This is a genomic window from Vibrio sp. RM-41-2B, assembly GCF_024744415.1.
Taxonomy (GTDB): domain Bacteria; phylum Pseudomonadota; class Gammaproteobacteria; order Enterobacterales; family Vibrionaceae; genus Vibrio; species Vibrio diabolicus.
This window is the reverse complement of the sequence record NZ_JAMQWD010000015.1, coordinates 162,996-181,363: the sequence shown is the minus strand read 5'-3', so window position 1 is coordinate 181,363 and position 18,368 is coordinate 162,996. Positions and strand designations below refer to the sequence as shown.

Here is an 18,368-nt window from a genome sequence, read left to right as displayed (position 1 = left end):
CCATATAGAAAAGAGGCTCATATGAGCCTCTTTTTTCCGTCTAATAAAAGCCCCAAGAGCAAAGAATGGCAAAGAAAATGCGAATCAACAAGGCCTACAAGGAAACTGGCTCGTAGTGGGCAGCCGTTAAGTTCGCTTTAATTTTTTCACGTAGCGCAATATGAGCAGGGTTGTTCATCTCTCGCTTATGGTAAACAAACTTGTAAGGGATAGCGCATATAGAAATAGGGCACTGCAGAACTTGAAGCTTAAGGGCTTTACTCCATTTGTTTGCAAAAGATTGAGACACTAAGCCTAAACAATCGCGTTGCGCGACGTACAACGCCATACCAGCAAGCGAAGATGTGATCAAATCGACTTTTCTCTCTTGAATAGTTTCTTGGGATAGCTGTTCAAAACCGCTCATGTTGTTCCATTTCCCTGAAAACAAACAGTGAGTTTCCTCATAAAACTGTTCTTTTGAGAGCGAGCCTTGCACGCGGGGATGATTCTCACGACAGATAATCACCGCCTCTTCTTCGTAGGCATCTTCAATAATAAATGCGGCATCTTTTGTGATAACAGTATCAATGACAAGATCGACTTTTTGTTGTCTTAGAAGCTCAAATAATAAGAACTTTTCGGGTGGCGATTCATAAAAAATAGTGTTCTTTATCGGATCCATAATGTGCAATAAAATTTCGGAACAACACACTTCAAAATGATTCTTATCGGATATCGCATTATCAATGATATTAACCGCTTGCTGGAATTGTGGTAGCAGTTGATAGGCGGTGGATGTTAGTGCGATACCTCGCCCTTTTTTGACAAATAATTGCTTATCGACCACTTGTTCTAAACGCTTTATTGCAGCGCTCACAGCGGGTTGTGTCAGCCCCAATTGTTCCGCGGCTTTCGTATAAGATTGGAACTCCGCGACAACAAGAAAAGTTTGGATCAAATTCAAGTCCATAACGTTACTCATAAATTTAATTTATAGGTTAACTAATTCTGACTGCATTTATCGCCTGAAATTAGTGCTTTATCTTATATCAACAATGGTATTGAAAAGCGAATACCATTTTTACGCACTAGCGAACTCTTGGAGATAATATGAAAAATGCGACCAAAACGAGCAGTAAAAAACTCGTACTTAACGCATGTACGTTAGCATTAGGCGCTGCATCTGCAGTTGCACACGCAGCGGACAAACCCAACATTCTTGTCATCTTTGGTGATGATGTTGGTTACTGGAACCTTAGTACCTACAACCAAGGCATGATGGCGTACAATACGCCGAACATCGATAGCATTGCTAAAGAAGGTGCGAAGTTCACTAACTTCTACGCACAGCAAAGTTCGACAGCAGGCCGTTCTGCATTCATTACTGGTCAAATGCCAAAACGTACTGGTCTATCAAAAGTGGGCTTACCAGGCGCTCCGCAAGGTATCTCGGAAAAAGATCCAACGATTGCAACCGTGCTTAAGCAAATGGGTTATGCAACCGGACAATTTGGTAAGAACCATTTAGGCGACCGAGACGAACACCTTCCTACCAACCACGGTTTTGATGAGTTTTTCGGCAACCTATATCACTTGAACGCGGAAGAAGAGCCAGAGAACGTGGATTATCCTAAAGATCCAGAGTTCAAGAAGAAATTTGGCCCTCGTGGCGTAATCCACTCTTACGCTGACGGCAAAATTGAAGATACCGGTCCACTTACGCGTAAGCGTATGGAAAATGTTGACGGTGAATTCCTTGATGCCGCGGAAACCTTCATAGAAAAACAAGTAAAAGCGGATAAGCCGTTCTTTACTTGGTTTAACACCACTCGCATGCACAACTTCACGCACGTGCCTGATGATTATAAAGGCAAAACAGGAGCTGGCTTTTATGCAGATGGCGTGAAGCAGCACGATGACCAAATCGGTCAGCTACTTAACAAGATCAAAGAGTTGGGTGTGGATGACAATACAATCATTGTTTACACCACTGACAACGGCCCTATGGTTGATTTGTGGCCTGATGCAGGGATGACCCCATTCCGCTCTGAGAAAAACACTGGCTGGGAAGGCAGTTTCCGTGTGCCGATGTTGATTAAATGGCCTGGAAACATCGAAGCAGGTAAAACGTTCAACGGCATGATGTCATTAGAGGACTTTTTCCCAACATTGGTTGCTGCAGCGGGTGACACCAAAGTTAAAGATGAATTACTAAAAGGCAAGAAAGTTGGTGATATGGACTATAAAGTTCACCTAGATGGTTACAACCAATTGCCATATCTAACAGGTAAGTCAGACAAATCTGCTCGTAACGAATTCGCTTATTGGAGTGATGAAGGTGATTTGGTTGCATTACGTGACGGTAAATACAAATTCCACTTCATGATCCAAGAAAATGAAACGGGTATGGATGTATGGCGTAAACCATTCACCAAGCTTCGTGTTCCATTGATCTTCGATTTGAGCATCGACCCATTCGAACGTGGTGACCAAGGTATGGGCTACTCTCGTTGGATGTACGAGCGTTCATTCTTGATCATGCCAGCAGTGGCGAAAGCAAAAGAAATCATGGGTACGTTCAAAGAGTTCCCACCTCGCATGGAAGCAGGTACGTTCGTACCTAGAACTTCGAAATAATTAAGAATATCGATAATCCATAGCGCTCTTCGGAGCGCTATATACCCAAATAGCTTCCCGTTTACTGCACTACGCTTACGAGGTTATTTGGGTATATTTAATAGTGAGAAACGTATGAGTAAGATTTCCCCTCGCCATTCTTCTACCATGCCTATTGTTCCTCTTAAAACGGCGTCTAAAGCACCGATTCCGGGTGCGTACGACCGTCGATTCCATGTGATGGCAAAGCCAGGCGGAGCAAAATGCAATATCGATTGTCAATACTGCTTTTATCTGCATAAAGAAAATCTACTGCACCAAGAAAAGCAGCCAAAAATGGACGACGCAACATTGGAAGCGTTCGTGAAAAGCTACATCGAAAGTCAGGATGGCGAAGAAATTGTATTCTCATGGCAGGGCGGGGAGCCAACTCTACTTGGGTTGGACTATTTCCGCAATGTTGTAGCTCTGCAAAGGAAACATCAGCCGAAAGGCGTTCGCATTGAAAACGACTTTCAGACCAACGGCATTTTGCTAAACGATGAGTGGTGTGCGTTTTTAAAAGAGCACAACTTCCTAGTTGGCTTGTCGATTGATGGGCCACGAGAGCTGCACGACAAATATCGCAAAACCCGCAGCGGTAAGCCGACTTTTGATCTGGTGATGAAAGCGGTAGATAAGCTCCAAGCACATAGCGTGAAATTCAACGCGTTGGTCACGGTGAATCGTCACAATGCGAAATACCCGCTCGAAGTGTATCGATTTTTAACCCAAGAATTGGGTGTGACTTACATTCAGTTTGCACCGGTGGTAGAAGCGAACGACTTCCAAACAACCGCACCGCAGTTTTGGAACGAACAGATGATCCCAACCAAAGGCAGTGATCTGGCGAAACCGGGTCACCCAATGTCTGTTGTGACGGATTGGTCGGTTGATCCTGAAGACTGGGGACGCTTTTTAATGGCGACCTTTGAAGAATGGGTGAATAACGATCTTGGCCGTGTACTGGTTAACCTGTTTGAAACCGCGGTAGCGCAAGTAATGGGGAAACCGTCTCAGCTTTGCGTGACAGCTGAGTTTTGTGGCAAAGGCTTGGCGATTGAGCACAATGGCGACGTGTTCAGTTGCGACCACTATGTGTACCCAGAATACAAACTCGCCAACATTCATGAACACTCATTGAATGACATGGCCTTCTCTACACGACAATACACCTTTGGCATGGCAAAACGCGAATCTTTGCCGACGTATTGTAAGCAGTGTCCCTACTTGCCTTATTGCTGGGGCGAGTGTCCGAAAAACCGTCTGATCAAAACGCCGAATGGCGAGGCTGGACTAAACTATCTGTGTTCGGGAATCAAAATGTTCTTTGATTACGCATTACCGATGTTGGTTGGTCTTGTACAGCTTCTCCAATCTGAAGAACCGCAAAGATAACATAGTGAATATAACCTTAAGTTATTTCATTTGTTCTTATACTTAACTATTGAAAAGACGGCTTAAACCACTGAAAAGGTACCCTATGAACCACGCACAACAAGCGATAAAAGAACTCATCGAACAAACAGAAAAAAGCGTCATTGGACAAAGCCACGTGGTTCGAGCTTTAGTCATCGGGTTATTAACGAACGGGCACATTCTTCTAGAAGGTTTGCCGGGAACGGCAAAAACACGTTCTGTAAAATCGTTGGCGAACTTGTTAAACACCAGTTTTGGTCGAATCCAGTTTACGCCGGACCTTTTGCCATCGGACGTGACGGGGACCGAGGTTTATCAAGAGTTGGATGGCAAGCCGCAACTCCATTTTCAGCCAGGGCCAATTTTTAACAGCATTGTGCTTGCCGATGAGGTCAACCGTGCGCCAGCCAAAGTACAAGCAGCATTGCTTGAAGCCATGGCCGAAGGCACAATCACGGTAGGTGATAAAACTCACGTATTGCCAGACTTGTTTCTGGTGCTTGCAACGCAAAACCCAGTAGAACAAGAGGGCACGTATCCGCTGCCAGAAGCACAAATGGACCGTTTTATCATGAAGGTTACCGTCGATTACCCAGAAGATGAAGCCGAACGTGACATCATTCGTTTGGTGCGCAGTGAAGAATTAGGTGCGGAAACCAGCAGCGAAATTATTACGCCAAAACACATCGAACCTGACGTGGTGCTAGAAGCACGTCGTCAACTACCTGATATTGTTGTGTCAGATCTAGTGGAAAACTACATTGTCGCGTTAGTGATGGCGACTCGTAAGCCAGAGCGTTATGCCGATTCAAACTTAGCAAAATGGATTGAGATTGGCTCTAGTCCTCGTGCTTCCATCGCACTAGACAAATGCGCTCGTGCGTATGCGTGGATGCAAGGACGTGACCATGTCACTCCTGACGATGTGCGAGCCATGATTCCGTCTGTACTGGGCCACCGTTTTTCTTTGACCTACGATGCATTAGCAGACGGAGTCGATCACCAACGCGTCGTGCAAGAGCTGCTAGATTGTGTAGAAATTGGGTAAGCGGGAGGCATTATGGCTAAGCCAACTCTTGCGCCAAAATCACAGGGGATGGATCCCCGTTTGTACTGCGATTACGCTCGCTTAGTACGTCTGCAAGCACAAGCAGAATCATTCAGTTTACTTCCTCACCTAAAAGCGGGTAGCGTACTCTCAGGCCGCCACAATTCGCTGTTTCGCGGTCGTGGATTGAACTTCGAAGAGCTGCGCCATTATCAATTGGGTGACGACATTCGTAACCTGGATTGGAAAGTCACGATGCGCACAGGCAAGCCGCATGTGCGCAGCTACACCGAAGAAAAAGATCGCAACGTGATCGTGTGTGTCGACCAGCGCAGCGCAATGTTTTTTGCTTCGACACAAGTAATGAAATCGGTTGTTGCGGCAGAAATCGCGGCCATGTGCGGGTGGCGCGTGTTAAAAGATGGCGACCGAGTTGGTTTTGTCATCGCATCCCAACAGGCATTGTTTCACAGCAAGGCGCAGCGTTCGCAAAACGATCTTCTGGCGCAACTTAAGCGTCTCGCTAAAGCCAATCAATCGCTCAATGTGGACTCCCGCAATTCCGAAAAAGTGACGTTCAGTCAATGGATTGAGCTCATTAAACGCATGAAGCTCAAACAATCCACTTTGATTTTTATCAGCGACTGGAGCGACTGCGAGGAGCACCATCTTGACCACCTTAAACAGCTACAACAGCACAACGATGTTCTCGCAGTGATGGTCAGTGACCCATTAGAACAAGCGCTACCAGACGATTTGGCAAAATCGAAATGGGTGGTTGGTGATGGGCAGTATCAACTCAATTTAGACAGCAAAGCAAAGGTAGAAGCCGCGAGCGCAAAGCTTGAGGCTCGAACTAGCTTACAGCGACAATCACTCTCTCAACTTATGGCGATGAAACACCTTCCGCACATCGAACTCGATACGACAGGCGAGCACATTAAACAATTTCAAAAACTGGTAGGAGGGCGTTAAATGAGTGGTCTTCCTACGCCTCCGAGTACCTACATACTCAGAGACCTACATGATGTGGCCGTGCCACCAAGCGTGAGTTGGTATCCGCAAACTATTGGCTGGAAGATTTTAGCGGCGGTTGCGCTCATTGCATTAGTGTATGTCGCGTATCGCTTGGCTCAACAGTGGTGGTGTAACCGCTACCGACAAGAAGCTCTGTTGACGATTTCGCAAATCAAACCGAGCGACAAAGGCATGTCTAAAGCATTGTTCTCTGTGCTTAAAATTGTGCTGATTCATGTTGATAGCCGTAACGCGAAATTGTTTGATACCGCCTTTCTGCGTAAGCTTGATGCGCTATATCCGCAAACCGGAGATTCTCAAGCAAACTCGCAAGTGGTCTTTAACGATGAGCTTTCAAAGCGCTGGCTACAAAGTATTGTTGACCCCAGCGTTACGCTAACCAATGAAGAACGAGTAACACTTATTGCTCGTGCGAAAAACTGGGTGAGTGAACACCGTTGTGATGCTCAAAAAAGCGCGGCAAAGAAATCTCCATTATTGAAACGCAAAGAACATCAGGGAGGTCAACATGAATGATCTTCTTGTATCGCTAACTGGTTTGTCTGGTTTTGAATTTGCTCACCCAATGTGGTTTCTGATTTTGCCGCTGCCATTGGTGGTGTACTACTTGGTGCCTGCATATCGCACTAAGCAAATGGCGATCAAAGTGCCGTTTTTTAGTCAGCTTGTGGAAGCGATTGGCGAGACGCCATCAGAGGGTGCAAGCCAGTTAACCCCAAGCTGGTGGCAACGAGCAACGTTAATTCTCTCATGGCTTTTGGTGGTGTGTGCGATGGCCAAACCCACCGTGCTAGGCGAGCCTCAAGTACGCGAGAGTTTAGGGCGCGATGTGATGGTCGTGGTGGATCTTTCTGGTTCCATGGCTGAGCCTGATTTCACCTCTCGTACGGGCGAAAAAATTTCTCGCCTTGATGCGGCGAAAGAAGTGCTGACGGAGTTTGTTCAGTCTCGTAAAGGTGACCGATTAGGCTTGGTTCTTTTTGGTGATGCCGCTTTTGTGCAAACGCCATTTACCGCTGACCAAAAAGTGTGGCTCGAACTGCTTAACCAAACCGATGTGGCGATGGCAGGGCAGAGTACCCATCTTGGTGATGCGATTGGCTTAGCGATTAAAGTTTTTGAGCAAAGCGATAAGTCGCGTGGTGCTTTAGAACAAAATCAAAACCGTGAAAAAGTCGCGATTGTATTAACCGATGGTAACGACACGGGCAGCTTTGTCGAACCGATTGATGCGGCGAAAGTTGCGAAAGCCAAAGGCGTGCGAGTGCACGTGATTGCGATGGGTGATCCGGAAACGATAGGTGAAACCGCGTTGGATATGGACACGATTCATCGCATTGCGAAAGAATCCGGCGGTGAAGCGTTTGAAGCACTCAACCGTGATGAACTGTCGGCTGCCTACGACGAGATTGGCAAACTGGAACCTCAACTTTACGAAAGCACCACATACCGGCCGAAACAAAGTCTTCACCATTACTTGATGGCGTTAGTGGTCATCATGCATTTACTCGCGTTCAGCGTCGCGACACTCAAAAGAAGGGCTGCAACACGATCATCATTAGGAGAGAGCGATGTTTGATTCTCTTAGTTGGACGCAATTCTTTACGCAGTTTCATTTTATCCGACCGCTGTGGTTACTGGCTTTGATCCCTATGTTTTTCTTGGTGTGGTTGCGCTGGCGAGAAGAAAGCAAACCAAGCTGGAAGGATATTCTGCCCGAACATTTACGCAATGCTTTGACGATTGGCGAGCAAGGTTGGCGTAAGCAACTGCCGCTTAAGCTCTTGATGCTGATTGTGCTAATTGCCATTGTGATTTGTGCAGGCCCAACGTGGCAACGTGAATCTTCCCCCTTTGGCGAAGATAAAGCCTCTCTGCTTGTGGTGCTTGATAACAGCGATTCGATGCTGCAAAAAGATCTCCCACCAAGCCGCCTTGAGCGTTCTAAACAGAAAGTACGCGATCTGTTAGCCGCTCGAAAAGGCGGAAAAACGGGTTTAGTTGTGTTTGCGGGCAGTGCTCATGTGGCGATGCCTGTGACTCAAGACAGCAAAGTATTTGACCCATTTTTGGCGGCCATTATGCCAGAAATCATGCCCGTGCAAGGTAAGCTTGCTGAAAAAGCCTTGCCGTTAATTGATCAACAATTGCAAGGTCAACCAGGCTCCACCGTTCTGTTGGTGAGCGACGGCGTGAACCCGGCCACGATTAAGCAATACCAAGCGTATTTTGCAGACAAACCTTATCAACTGTTAATTCTTGCTGCGGGGAATACAGACATCGTGAGTAACAACCCGATGGATTTGGATTCTCTGCAAAAACTGGCCAGCCAGACCAACGGTCGATTGGTGGAAGTGACGGTCGATAACAGTGATATCGAACAACTGAATCGATACGTTGAGCGCAATATGCAGCTTAATGGCGAATCCTCAATGCCTTGGAAAGACATGGGTTATCAACTGCTGTTCCCAATCGCGTTGATCATGATGCTGTGGTTTAGAAAAGGGTGGTTAGTGCAGTGGTGCGTGATTGCAATGGTGAGCGGTACACTCTTGATGCCGACCAGTGCAATGGCGGAGAACGTTTCTGTTAAAGCCGAGCAGCCACAAGTTGTGCAAAAAGTGACGACCTTCGACAAGGTGGCGCAATGGTGGTGGGATTTGTGGCTGACGCCAGACCAACAAGGACAGCGTTTGTTCAACCAACAAGCGTATTTAGAAGCTGCAAAACACTTTGTCGATCCATTACGCAAAGGCACGGCGTACTACTACGCTAGCGAGTTTGAGCTCGCGCACAGTGCGTTTTTGGAAATGCAAAACGACCCGTCCGAAGAGGTTAGAGATTACGGTCTTTACAATGCGGCGAGCGCATTGGCGCGTCAGCGTGAATATTTGGCTGCTCGTGACTTGTTAAAATCCCTAGCCAGTAAGCCAACGTTGAGCGAGTCGTTAAGACCTGATGTTGAGCACAACTTGAAAGTGATTGCTGGCATCGTCGATGAGATAAATCAGATGAGTGAGAGTCAAGCCGGAACAGAGCAAGAGGCGTCAACCGAGCTAGGCGACAACCCTCAAACCGCAGAAGGAGCGGATGAACAAACGTCAGCAGAGTTGATGATTAAAGAGACGTTAAGCGCAGACGACATCTTAGGTAGCCAAGAGTTAGCCGACAAGTGGCTAAAGCGAGTCGAAGCGGATCCGAAGTATTTCTTACGCGCTAAATTCCAAATTCAATTACGCTCGCCAACAACGGGTAGCTTAACTACGACAACGGAACACAATACAGAGGAGGCTGCCCAATGATGATGAATGTCCATCGCGTTACCTCTTTTGCACTTCCTGCACGGATAGTGGCATGGTTAGTGGTTTGTTTGAGTCTGCTCGTAAGTCGTCACGTTTTCGCTCAGGACATTTACGATCTTCAACGCAATCATGGTGTTGAGTTGCAAGCGTGGGTTGGTCAACAACCAACGGCTGGAGAAAAGCGTAAAACGCCAAGTTTTAGTGTCAACGAGCAAGTCATTTTAACCATCGAAGTGGCAACGCCGCGCTGGTTTACGGGTGGAACGCGAATTGGCAGTATTGAAATGCCCAATGTTATCGCCAAACAGCGTAATCAGTTAGCCACTAACTTCACGGAGCAAAAGGGCGGCCAAACTTGGTCGCGTCAACGCTGGGAAGTGACTTTGTATCCGCAAGCATCTGGTGATTTTGTGATTCCACCTGTCGCTGTGGGCGTTCAGGTGTCGGCGCCGGACGGCGAGAAGGTGTCAGGCACACTTTACACGCAGCCGATTAAGTTCAAAACTGTCTTTCCATCGGGATTGTTGAGCGGTGATACGCCTTGGTTTTCTGCAACGCACGTAGACGTAAAACAAGAGTGGGAAACCTCCACTGAGTCACTCAAAGTTGGGGATGCAATCACGCGTAAAATCACCATTTCAGCTCAAGATTCGCTATCTGTGTTGCTACCAGACTTGTTGAAAGGAGAATCAACAACCCGTTACCAAGCGTATCCTCAACCGCACCGTCTTACAGATACGCAAACACGTGGTGATTACCAGTCAACACGCACAGAAGAGAGCGTGTACGTGATTCAACAAGGTGGTGAATTAACCCTGCCAGATTATGAGTTCCGTTGGTGGAACAGTAAGACTCAGCAAGTGGAAACGGTGGTGTTAGAGGGCAAAACATTTGCTGCGAAGCACACGTTGAAATCCTTCATCAAAACGTACTTTGCATGGATTGTATCCACGTTTGTATTGCTGGGTTTTGTGACTGTTTCATTGGTAGCCATTAAACGTTACTACCGCAACAAACCGACACCAGCATGGTTGACGTTCCACCGTTTGTTAAAGGCTAAACGGTGGTCTGAAGCAAGGACCGTATTGTACAAACAATTGCGTTTAAATACGGCAGAGCTGGAAATGACCAAAGCCGATACGAGTGAATCGTGGCAAAAAAGTGCGTCGCGAATGCAAAATGGTGAAAATAGCGCTCATTTAATGAAGTCGATGTGGCGCAAGATCCAGACCAAACAACAACGCTTTAAATTCCGTATACCGCGAGCGTTACCAGAACTGGACAAAGTCATTGGAAGAGATGGCAATGAATAAAACGGGGCGCTAATATAGCGCCTCGTTTTTATTAGAGAATAGAGTTCAAATGAGCCAAGAGTTTATGCGCCGCGCATTGGAAGTGTCCAAAAATGCGCTTCCTGAATGTCAACCCAACCCGCCAGTTGGCTGCGTGTTAGTGAAAGACAATCAAATCGTTTCAGAAGGTCATACTCAAGCTATTGGTGGCAACCACGCGGAAGTAGAAGCGCTGAATGCATATCAAGGCTCGTTAGAAGCGGTGACGGCATACGTTACGCTCGAACCGTGTTCGTTTGTAGGTCGCACGCCAGCTTGCGCGGTGACATTAGTAAAATCCGGTATTGGCAAAGTCGTCGTAGCCATGTTGGACCCAGATCCGCGCAACAGTGGTCGAGGAATCGAGATTCTAGAACAAGCGGGTATTGAGGTGGAAATTGGTTTATGCGGCGAGGAAGTCTGCGAGTTTCTTACCCCATATTTAGGCAAATCTTAATGTAAGCTTTGGCTTGCACGCTAGCTGCTCACTTATGCGGTGAATGGAGTACGTCAAAATTGAGTTAAAACTCATTAAAACAGGTCTTACCGCCCATTTCTTGTACTTGGTTACGTTAACTATCATGCTGTTAGATTAAAATAGAAAAAGTGATTTTCGAAAAATTTAATAGCATGAAACCGACCGATCTGAATCTTATCCCCATCTTTATTGCCATCTATGAAGAGGGGAATTTATCTAAAGCGGCAGCACGTCTCAGTATCACGCAGCCCGCAGTCAGCAAAGCGTTGGCACGCCTTCGTGATATTTATGACGAACCTTTATTTCATCGCTGTACCAAGGGAGTAGAACCTACCTCTTTTGCTATGGATATTTACCCTGCGCTGCTTACTTCGGTGCAAAACTTTACTTCAACTCTGACGGCTTCTAGCGAATTTGACCCTAAAGTGTCGAATCGAGTGTTTTCCATTGCTTGTGTCTCTGTTGCAAGTTTTGAGTTGCTCCCTCAAGTTATGAAACAGATCCGTGAGTTAGCACCACATATTGCTTTAGAGGTTCATCCACTCTTTACGGAAGATTTTGAAAGCGATCTGCGTTTGCAACGTTACGACTTGATAATTGATATCGCGCCAAGAGCAAGAACAGTTTTAAAAGTTGAAACTGTACTTACTGAGCGCTTGGTGGTGGTGTGTAGCGAGGAGCACCCACGCTTAAAGGACGAGATTACGGCTGAACAATTTTTTGAAGAAGAACATGTGGTGGTTTCGCAGTGGCAGAGTCGTAAGAGCTTGTTAAACGCCGATGATATTGTCGACTTGGACAAAAGAAAGATAAAGTATCGAGCTTCTGGCGTGTTGGAAATGCTACCTGTTATCTGCGGTAGTGAATATATTGGTTTAATGCCCGAGTCGATGATCAACTTGTTCAACCACACCTATCATGTTAAATCTTTATCTATGCCATTTGATGAACAAACCTATGAGCTCTGCACAATATGGCATCCTAGTCGGACAAACGACAGTGCCCATCAATGGTTGCGATCACAGATTAAACAAGCAGGGAAAGTCATCAACCAATAGGAAGTGCAATGAAGAAGACAATACGTGCCATCCTTAACGGCAAAAAAGCTGGGAACCCAGAGTTAAGAGATGCAATCATGAAAATGAGAGACAAGGGCGTCGATGTGCAAGTGCGAGTGACTTGGGAATCTCAAGACATGCCGCGCTTGGTGAAAGAAGCGGTTGATGAAGGGATTGAACGTATTGTTGTCGCTGGTGGCGATGGGACCGTCAATGAGGCGGCTTCTGCTATCATCCAAATTGAAGAAGAAAAACGCCCTGAGTTAGCCATTATCCCTCTTGGTACCGCAAATGATTTTGCCACCGCGATTCAAGTGCCAGCTTCTATCAAGGCGTCTTTATCTCTTGCCGTAGAAGGGCAGTCTGCTTTGGTCGATTGTATCAAGGCTAACGATCGCTACTTTATTAACGTGGCAACAGCAGGGTTTGGCGCAGAAGTTACGGCAGAAACGCCTGTTGAACTTAAAAACTTTCTTGGTGGCGGCGCTTATACACTAACCGGTGTTGTAAAAGCGCTCGGCTTTAAACCTTATGACGGAACAATAACAATTGAAGGCGGGGCTTATCAGGGAGAAATGTTGCTTGGCGCTTTCTGCAATGGTCGCTTAGCTGGAGGTGGGCAAGAGTTAGCATCGAAAGCGATGATTAATGATGGCTTGATGGATCTAACATTGGTGCGTCCATTCTTACCTCATGAGCTGCCAAAAGTTATCGAAGAGATCAATAATCCTAGCGAGAAAGGTGAGTTTGTAAAACACACAAGAGCAAGCTGGTTGGAGATAGACTTCCCAAATCCACTACCGCTTAATTTAGATGGCGAACCATATCATTCGAGAACAATACGGTTTGATGTTCAGCCTAAGAGTATACGATTAGTCTTGCCGCAAGATTGTCCTTGCTTGGTCAGTTAAACGAGTAGTTTCACGGCCCATAAACAACACAGCCTCCAATATGTGGCTGTGTTGTTTGTGTTGAGGTGTCAGGCGAATTAAAGCTTTTGAATGGTCTCTACGTCGATCTGCTTGGTTGTCCACTCTGAGTCAACTTCGCCTCGAATCGTCACTTTATCGTTTGGACCAACGTCTAGCCCCATCCAATCTTCATTGTCGATTTCCACTTCGATTTCACTAGTCTCATCTTTGAACAAGTAAGTCTCGTTACCAAGAGATTGAACAATGTGCCCGGTTAACATGACTGCGCTGTCGTCGGTTGCGTTGTGCGCCTCTTTCACCGAATTAATTACGCCTATTTCTGGACCATTAAACGCGGCGAAAGCTGAGCTTGAAAGTAGGGCAAACATGGCTGCTAAAATCTTTTTTTTCATTATCGTCTCCTTAAATTAGAAGTAGTAAGTTGTGCCTACGTTAAAGGATGCAGTGTTCGCGTATCGGTCTAGTTGATATTTTGCGTTTACACCTATGGTGAGCTGCGGGAAAATTCTGTATTCCGCACCCACTGAGAGCATTGCGCCTAGCTCGTTGTTTTTCTCCGTGCTATGGAAAAGCGTGTTGTTCATTTCCACATCGTCGTTCGCGACAAGCTCGTATTCTTGATGTTTAGAAACCTTGGCGTTGTATTCCGTGTACGTTAAACCCGCTTTGAATTTTGTTGTCCATTTATCATTTAATGCATAGTTAAACACAGGTGCCAGCGACACTTGCTTGGCTTTGATTGACGCATCCCAATCCATTTCATGATGGTAATCTTTGCCATCGATTGACTTGATACCTAGGTTTTTTGAACGACTATCATCAAGGTCAAACTGGCTGTAGCCCAACTCTAGCGCCCAGTTGTCATTGAACGCGTAACCGACAAAGCCTGAGAAAATACCGTCTTCAAGCTCAGGGTTGAGTGTTACGTTGTCAGTTGAAAAGTGAGGTTCCAAATCATGGTCAGTGGTGCCTAGTCCATATTCCAGACCTACATAAGGAGCCGCAGATACCGAAACTGAGCAGGTAACAAGTAACGCAAGAAGTGTTTTGTTCATTTTATTTTTCCTCTTCAAGTCAACTTAGTGAGTAGAAGCGCATTTTGTGTGAATAAGCGTGAAGCGATCGTGAAGAAACGAAAAAATTTTTAGAAAAAAGAGCAAGGGGCGATAACCGAGGGGCGGTTTGAGTGAACAAACACCAAGCTCTTTATATAGAGTAAGTTAAGTTGCTGCGACGTAACACACCGCAAACGGGACATTAAGGCGAGTAAACTCTTTGATCCAACGCCATTGGTTATCCTGGAGTTTATCGCCAGGGCCTTTCACTTCAATCCACTCGAACTCATTTTCTTTAAAAGCAATGAGATCCGGCATCCCATTACGGTAAAGCTTAAGGTCGCTCAATTGTATTTTGAACAGCGCCATCAGCATATTGGTTGGGATAGTGTTGAGCGCTGTTTCGAGAAGCTCTTTACTTATTAAATTCCAATGTACAAATGGATTACTGATGCCAAACTTATCATCGTATTTTGTCAATAACGTCTGGGTGTTGCCCGCTTCTAGTTCGGCAAAAGCGGTGTCTATCAAAGCTTGGCGCTTGGTAACAAAATCTGAGTGATATAAATCTAAAGGACGGTGTTGATAAGCGTTAATGAATGCCCCTTCAATAGGAGCAAAAATCGCATCCCAGAATGTGAGCCCCAGTAGCGAGTTGAGCAACGCATTTTCAGCGTAAAACACATTCCAGCCTAAGGACTCAAAATACGCTTTACTGGCAAGCTCGACTCGTTGTTGAGATAAATCCAGTTCAATATGGTATTCGGAGCAGAGTGGCTTCGCTACTCTTGGTACTTTCGCGCCTTGTTTTCGTTTCAACCGTTGCTCAAGTTTTTGTGCGACTTCGAGCTCAGACACATCAATTGGCGACTGCAGTATCTCTGTGACAATGTCACTAAATAAATCATCTTGGTTTAGTTTGTCATAGATACGTGCACGTCGTTCTCGGCTCGGAGCGAGCTGAGTTTGGCTAAATAGAGATAGGGCGGTCTCTAGATCATTAAGCCGTTCGTAATCACGTGCTATGTCATTCAACATGTGCTCACGTTTACGATCTACGTAATGGTGATTAACAGGCTGAGGCATTGCCTCAATTAATAAGTCGAGGTTCGCTTTGTCTTTTCGATCAAATTGCCAGTACAGGTTGCTCAGTTGGCTCAGTTCAATTAAGCGGTCTATTTGCTCACGTGAATCAAAGAAACGGCGCACTTTACTCAATTGGTATTGCTCGAACTGATGTAGACCTAAGTCATCAAGCACAAACTGACTTAAGTCTTGATGGGTGTTGGCGAAAAACAGAGTGAGTAATACGTCGATCATGTGAGCTGAATTGAGTTTGATGATCGTAAACTCAAGCTGCTCAAAACGATCAAATTCCGTGTTGCTTAAACGCTCTACAAGGGCATCTTTCTTTAATGACTTCGGTAGCTCTGGGTAAAGTGCAGAGATCTCCGGTTTCGTCAGTAAGTTAGACGCTAACTCTTGATGAGAGAGTGTGGGGGAAAGGGCCACAAACTGATGTTGACTCAATTCTGCCAGTGCTTCATTGATTGAAGGTATTTCTTGATAACTCAGCTTATCACTTCGAAACCAACACCCTTTTCGGCTGTATAAACGCACTAACAGGCACTGGGCGTGTTTGCTCAAGGAATCAAACGAGCAAAGCCAAGCGTGTTCTTCCTCAGCCAGTAAATCGCTGTACCAGGTTACTGCGTGGTGAGTCAGCTTAAAGAAGTTTTCTAGATAGTAGTCTGGTGCAAGTTCGATAGGGCTTTCCATAAACGACCGATAACAAAAAAGGCTTAACCCATAGGTTAAGCCTTTTCGCTATCAAATCAATTCGCAATTATGCGTTTTTTAGCTGCGCTACCTTCGCTTCAGACAGTGGCTTAGTGATGAACGCAAGTACGATACATACTGCCATCATTGCTGAAGAAATAGTGTAAGCCAAGGTGTAGCCTTCGCCGTTCGTCATAGAGAAGCCAACAACTGCTGCGCCGATTGCACCACCGATACCCCATGCAGTGTAAAGCACGCCGTAGTTAGTTCCGTAGTTTTTCAAACCGTAGAACTCGGCCGTTAGAGTAGGGAATACCGCTAGAAGTGTACCGTAACCTACCGCTGCGATCGCAGTACCAATGATCAGAGTGAACTCAGAGTCGAACGTTGCGAACAGCACCATGTTTACGCCTTGTAGGACGAACGCAAGTAGAAGCGTACGTACACCGCCTATTTTATCTGCAAGCATACCCGCAGCAACACGGCCGCCTGAGTTGAATACAGCAAGAATAGACGCTAGGTAAACGGCGTTTGGTAAGTTTGCTTGAACGCTTGCGATTGTCGTGATGTTACCGATGATCATTAGACCAACAGAAGCTGCGAATGCGTACATGATCCATAGAGAGTAGAACTGTGGCGTCTTCAGCATTGCTTTCCAAGTTAGGTCATCTGACTTTTTCACCGCTTTAGGTGCTTGACCTTCTTTTACTTTCGGCTCTGCAGGCGTGTAGTCTGCTGGTGGGTTATTGATGGTTGCAGCAAGAGGAACTGCAATTGCCAAGATACCAACACCAAGAACCATAAAGCTCGTTTGAATGCCCATGCTGTCGATCAATGATGATGTTACTGGTGCTAGGTAGATAGCCGCTAGACCAAAACCAGCCGCGATAATGCCGTTAACCATGCCTTTCTTCGAAGCGTGGAACCATTTCATTGCAGAAGGTGATAGGCATGCGTAGCCAAAACCGATACCTGCACCTGTGATCACACCGAAGGTAATGTTCAGCATGAGTGGAGTGTCAACAAAGCCAGACGCGATCATGCCTAGACCTGTAAGAACAGTACCTAGGATAAGGATCATACGCGGACCCATGCGGTCTTGCAGAATACCTGCAACAAGAAGACAGATAGAGAAAGTGATGGTTGCAGTTGCGTAAGGTGCAGAAGCTTCTGCAGCACTCCAGCCTGATTCAGTTACCAGTGCCTTGTTGAATACACTCCAAGCATACAGGATGCCAAGACAAAGGTTGATACAGAACCCTGCTAACAGGATGCGCATAGCTTTATCAATCTTGCTCATTTTCATTCTCAGTTTTTCCTCTTGTTGGCAATGCCGCAAAGAGGGTTGGTTTAAAGATGTTTTTTCTCAAAATTAGTTTGCGTTTTTCAACGATTAACGCAATGAGCGCGGATTATAACCAATAAATATGTGATTGGAATCTCTTTTTGCCGTTACTGATAAAATAATTTGAAACATTAAAAGCGGATGTGAATTCATGGTTTTGTATGTGGTTGGAGTGTTATCAAAAAGTGATGATTTTTGTTGTGAGGAACGAGGAACTAGTCAAAACAGAGAATTCAGTGCGCAGTTGGGTGCACAGCTCACATTTCATATAAAAAATTTCAAAATGTTACCGTGTTAACTCCCTGTAACAAAAATGACTGAAATATCGTCTTATCGCCGTAAGTATTGGATGTAAAGGGTTTCTTAAATTTAAATTGTTAACCTTTTGTAATAACTAGAGCTGATTAGGTTTTTTGTGCATTAAGTGAACAAAAAAGTCACTTGTAATTGCAGATTATAGGAGCAGAATATAGCGAAAAATGAGATTTCATTTATGAAGGGATGCTTTTTTAGACTTGTTGTGAGGTGACTTATGAAACTGTTCCTATTACTCATGGCTTCGGTATCTGCTGGTGTCGCATCTGCAGATCACATCCATTCATTTATGTTGGGTCTATCTATTGCTTCTCTAGCGGTAGGGAGCTGTTATTTCTTTGCATTCCGTAGCTCGCGCTTTCCACAGCTTGCTTTATTCTTACTAATTTGCGGCATGCTTTCTAAGTTGACGATAACGGTTGTTGGTGTGATGTGGGGAATGTCGGCTGAATTAATTACATCTCCAATCGTATTCGCACTTTCGTATTTATTCTTCTCTCTCGCCGTGACCTACTTATGGTTTAGTTATCGAGAGAGTATCACTAAGATCCCTGATCGATTTAAGTCAGCGTAAATCGTCAAATCAGAAAACATAATGAAAAAACGCCAGCAAAAGTGCTGGCGTTTTTGT

At 45.6% G+C, this 18,368-nt stretch carries 17 protein-coding genes; 12 read left to right on the top strand and 5 right to left on the bottom strand.

Translation table 11 applies throughout. From position 1 onward, the window contains the following. Positions 1-94 precede the first annotated feature (94 nt). Positions 95-952 (bottom strand): LysR family transcriptional regulator, encoded by an 858-nt coding sequence (locus NB463_RS11090; protein WP_005396661.1) that lies wholly within the window; start codon positions 950-952, stop codon positions 95-97. 140 nt (positions 953-1,092) lie between these two features. Here NB463_RS11090 and NB463_RS11085 point away from each other — a divergent pair, with 140 nt between their 5' ends. From NB463_RS11085 to yegS, 11 genes are all read left to right on the top strand, one after another. Continuing rightward, on the top strand, positions 1,093-2,619 hold the full coding sequence (locus NB463_RS11085; protein WP_258431211.1) for an arylsulfatase: 1,527 nt from the start codon (positions 1,093-1,095) through the stop codon (positions 2,617-2,619). Between the two features lie 114 nt (positions 2,620-2,733). Next, positions 2,734-4,035, top strand: a complete 1,302-nt coding sequence (locus tag NB463_RS11080) for an anaerobic sulfatase maturase (protein ID WP_258431210.1) — start codon at positions 2,734-2,736, stop codon at positions 4,033-4,035. An 85-nt stretch (positions 4,036-4,120) separates the two neighbouring features. Next, positions 4,121-5,104: an AAA family ATPase gene (locus NB463_RS11075; RefSeq protein WP_258431209.1), complete on the top strand. Its 984-nt coding sequence runs from the start codon at positions 4,121-4,123 to the stop codon at positions 5,102-5,104. Positions 5,105-5,116: 12 nt separating this feature from the next. Continuing rightward, positions 5,117-6,079 (top strand): DUF58 domain-containing protein, encoded by a 963-nt coding sequence (locus NB463_RS11070; protein WP_015313118.1) that lies wholly within the window; start codon positions 5,117-5,119, stop codon positions 6,077-6,079. Beyond that, entirely contained in the window at positions 6,080-6,658 is a 579-nt protein-coding gene (locus tag NB463_RS11065) for a DUF4381 domain-containing protein (RefSeq protein ID WP_258431208.1), read from the top strand. It begins immediately after the preceding gene. Further along, complete coding sequence (locus NB463_RS11060) at positions 6,651-7,721, top strand: vWA domain-containing protein (RefSeq protein WP_258431207.1); 1,071 nt, start codon at positions 6,651-6,653, stop codon at positions 7,719-7,721. The genes NB463_RS11065 and NB463_RS11060 overlap by 8 nt, the downstream gene beginning before the upstream one ends. Continuing rightward, positions 7,714-9,444 (top strand): vWA domain-containing protein, encoded by a 1,731-nt coding sequence (locus tag NB463_RS11055; RefSeq protein WP_258431206.1) that lies wholly within the window; start codon positions 7,714-7,716, stop codon positions 9,442-9,444. Before NB463_RS11060 ends, NB463_RS11055 begins: the two co-directional genes overlap by 8 nt. Then, the gene (locus NB463_RS11050) at positions 9,441-10,757 is read left to right on the top strand and encodes a BatD family protein (RefSeq protein ID WP_258431205.1); all 1,317 of its coding nucleotides are present in this window, start codon (positions 9,441-9,443) and stop codon (positions 10,755-10,757) included. Before NB463_RS11055 ends, NB463_RS11050 begins: the two co-directional genes overlap by 4 nt. A gap of 49 nt (positions 10,758-10,806) precedes the next feature. Then, complete coding sequence (locus tag NB463_RS11045; protein ID WP_258431204.1) at positions 10,807-11,232, top strand: bifunctional diaminohydroxyphosphoribosylaminopyrimidine deaminase/5-amino-6-(5-phosphoribosylamino)uracil reductase RibD; 426 nt, start codon at positions 10,807-10,809, stop codon at positions 11,230-11,232. Positions 11,233-11,405: 173 nt separating this feature from the next. Then, positions 11,406-12,311 (top strand): LysR family transcriptional regulator, encoded by a 906-nt coding sequence (locus NB463_RS11040; protein ID WP_258431223.1) that lies wholly within the window; start codon positions 11,406-11,408, stop codon positions 12,309-12,311. Between the two features lie 8 nt (positions 12,312-12,319). Further along, the gene (yegS, locus tag NB463_RS11035) at positions 12,320-13,222 is read left to right on the top strand and encodes a lipid kinase YegS (RefSeq protein WP_258431203.1); all 903 of its coding nucleotides are present in this window, start codon (positions 12,320-12,322) and stop codon (positions 13,220-13,222) included. Positions 13,223-13,299: 77 nt separating this feature from the next. On the opposite strand, the gene NB463_RS11030 is transcribed toward yegS, so the two are convergent. From NB463_RS11030 to NB463_RS11015, 4 genes are all read right to left on the bottom strand, one after another. Then, positions 13,300-13,635, bottom strand: coding sequence for a NirD/YgiW/YdeI family stress tolerance protein (locus tag NB463_RS11030; protein WP_258431202.1), 336 nt, complete (start codon positions 13,633-13,635; stop codon positions 13,300-13,302). 15 nt (positions 13,636-13,650) lie between these two features. Beyond that, a complete protein-coding gene (locus NB463_RS11025; RefSeq protein WP_253645136.1) occupies positions 13,651-14,298 on the bottom strand; it encodes an AcfA family outer membrane beta-barrel protein in 648 nt (215 codons plus the stop codon). Positions 14,299-14,463: 165 nt separating this feature from the next. After that, positions 14,464-16,077: a VRR-NUC domain-containing protein gene (locus tag NB463_RS11020; protein WP_258431201.1), complete on the bottom strand. Its 1,614-nt coding sequence runs from the start codon at positions 16,075-16,077 to the stop codon at positions 14,464-14,466. A gap of 67 nt (positions 16,078-16,144) precedes the next feature. Beyond that, entirely contained in the window at positions 16,145-17,377 is a 1,233-nt protein-coding gene (locus tag NB463_RS11015; protein WP_031780690.1) for an L-lactate MFS transporter, read from the bottom strand. 577 nt (positions 17,378-17,954) lie between these two features. Between NB463_RS11015 and NB463_RS11010 the strand changes: the two genes are divergently transcribed. Then, a complete protein-coding gene (locus NB463_RS11010) occupies positions 17,955-18,311 on the top strand; it encodes a hypothetical protein (RefSeq protein ID WP_005398137.1) in 357 nt (118 codons plus the stop codon). Positions 18,312-18,368 lie beyond the last annotated feature (57 nt).

Bases quoted from the DNA above. Each gene is read 5' to 3' on its own strand.
- NB463_RS11085 (WP_258431211.1), top strand. From the start codon at position 1,093: ATGAAAAATGCGACCAAAACGAGCAGTAAAAAACTCGTACTTAACGCA.
- NB463_RS11070 (WP_015313118.1), top strand. From the start codon at position 5,117: ATGGCTAAGCCAACTCTTGCGCCAAAATCACAGGGGATGGATCCCCGT.
- NB463_RS11055 (WP_258431206.1), top strand. From the start codon at position 7,714: ATGTTTGATTCTCTTAGTTGGACGCAATTCTTTACGCAGTTTCATTTT.
- NB463_RS11010 (WP_005398137.1), top strand. From the start codon at position 17,955: ATGAAACTGTTCCTATTACTCATGGCTTCGGTATCTGCTGGTGTCGCA.
- NB463_RS11040 (WP_258431223.1), top strand. From the start codon at position 11,406: ATGAAACCGACCGATCTGAATCTTATCCCCATCTTTATTGCCATCTAT.
- NB463_RS11080 (WP_258431210.1), top strand. From the start codon at position 2,734: ATGAGTAAGATTTCCCCTCGCCATTCTTCTACCATGCCTATTGTTCCT.
- NB463_RS11090 (WP_005396661.1), bottom strand. From the start codon at position 952: ATGGACTTGAATTTGATCCAAACTTTTCTTGTTGTCGCGGAGTTCCAA.
- NB463_RS11075 (WP_258431209.1), top strand. From the start codon at position 4,121: ATGAACCACGCACAACAAGCGATAAAAGAACTCATCGAACAAACAGAA.
- NB463_RS11060 (WP_258431207.1), top strand. From the start codon at position 6,651: ATGAATGATCTTCTTGTATCGCTAACTGGTTTGTCTGGTTTTGAATTT.
- NB463_RS11045 (WP_258431204.1), top strand. From the start codon at position 10,807: ATGAGCCAAGAGTTTATGCGCCGCGCATTGGAAGTGTCCAAAAATGCG.
- NB463_RS11025 (WP_253645136.1), bottom strand. From the start codon at position 14,298: ATGAACAAAACACTTCTTGCGTTACTTGTTACCTGCTCAGTTTCGGTA.
- NB463_RS11030 (WP_258431202.1), bottom strand. From the start codon at position 13,635: ATGAAAAAAAAGATTTTAGCAGCCATGTTTGCCCTACTTTCAAGCTCA.
- NB463_RS11050 (WP_258431205.1), top strand. From the start codon at position 9,441: ATGATGATGAATGTCCATCGCGTTACCTCTTTTGCACTTCCTGCACGG.
- yegS (WP_258431203.1), top strand. From the start codon at position 12,320: ATGAAGAAGACAATACGTGCCATCCTTAACGGCAAAAAAGCTGGGAAC.
- NB463_RS11015 (WP_031780690.1), bottom strand. From the start codon at position 17,377: ATGAGCAAGATTGATAAAGCTATGCGCATCCTGTTAGCAGGGTTCTGT.
- NB463_RS11020 (WP_258431201.1), bottom strand. From the start codon at position 16,077: ATGGAAAGCCCTATCGAACTTGCACCAGACTACTATCTAGAAAACTTC.
- NB463_RS11065 (WP_258431208.1), top strand. From the start codon at position 6,080: ATGAGTGGTCTTCCTACGCCTCCGAGTACCTACATACTCAGAGACCTA.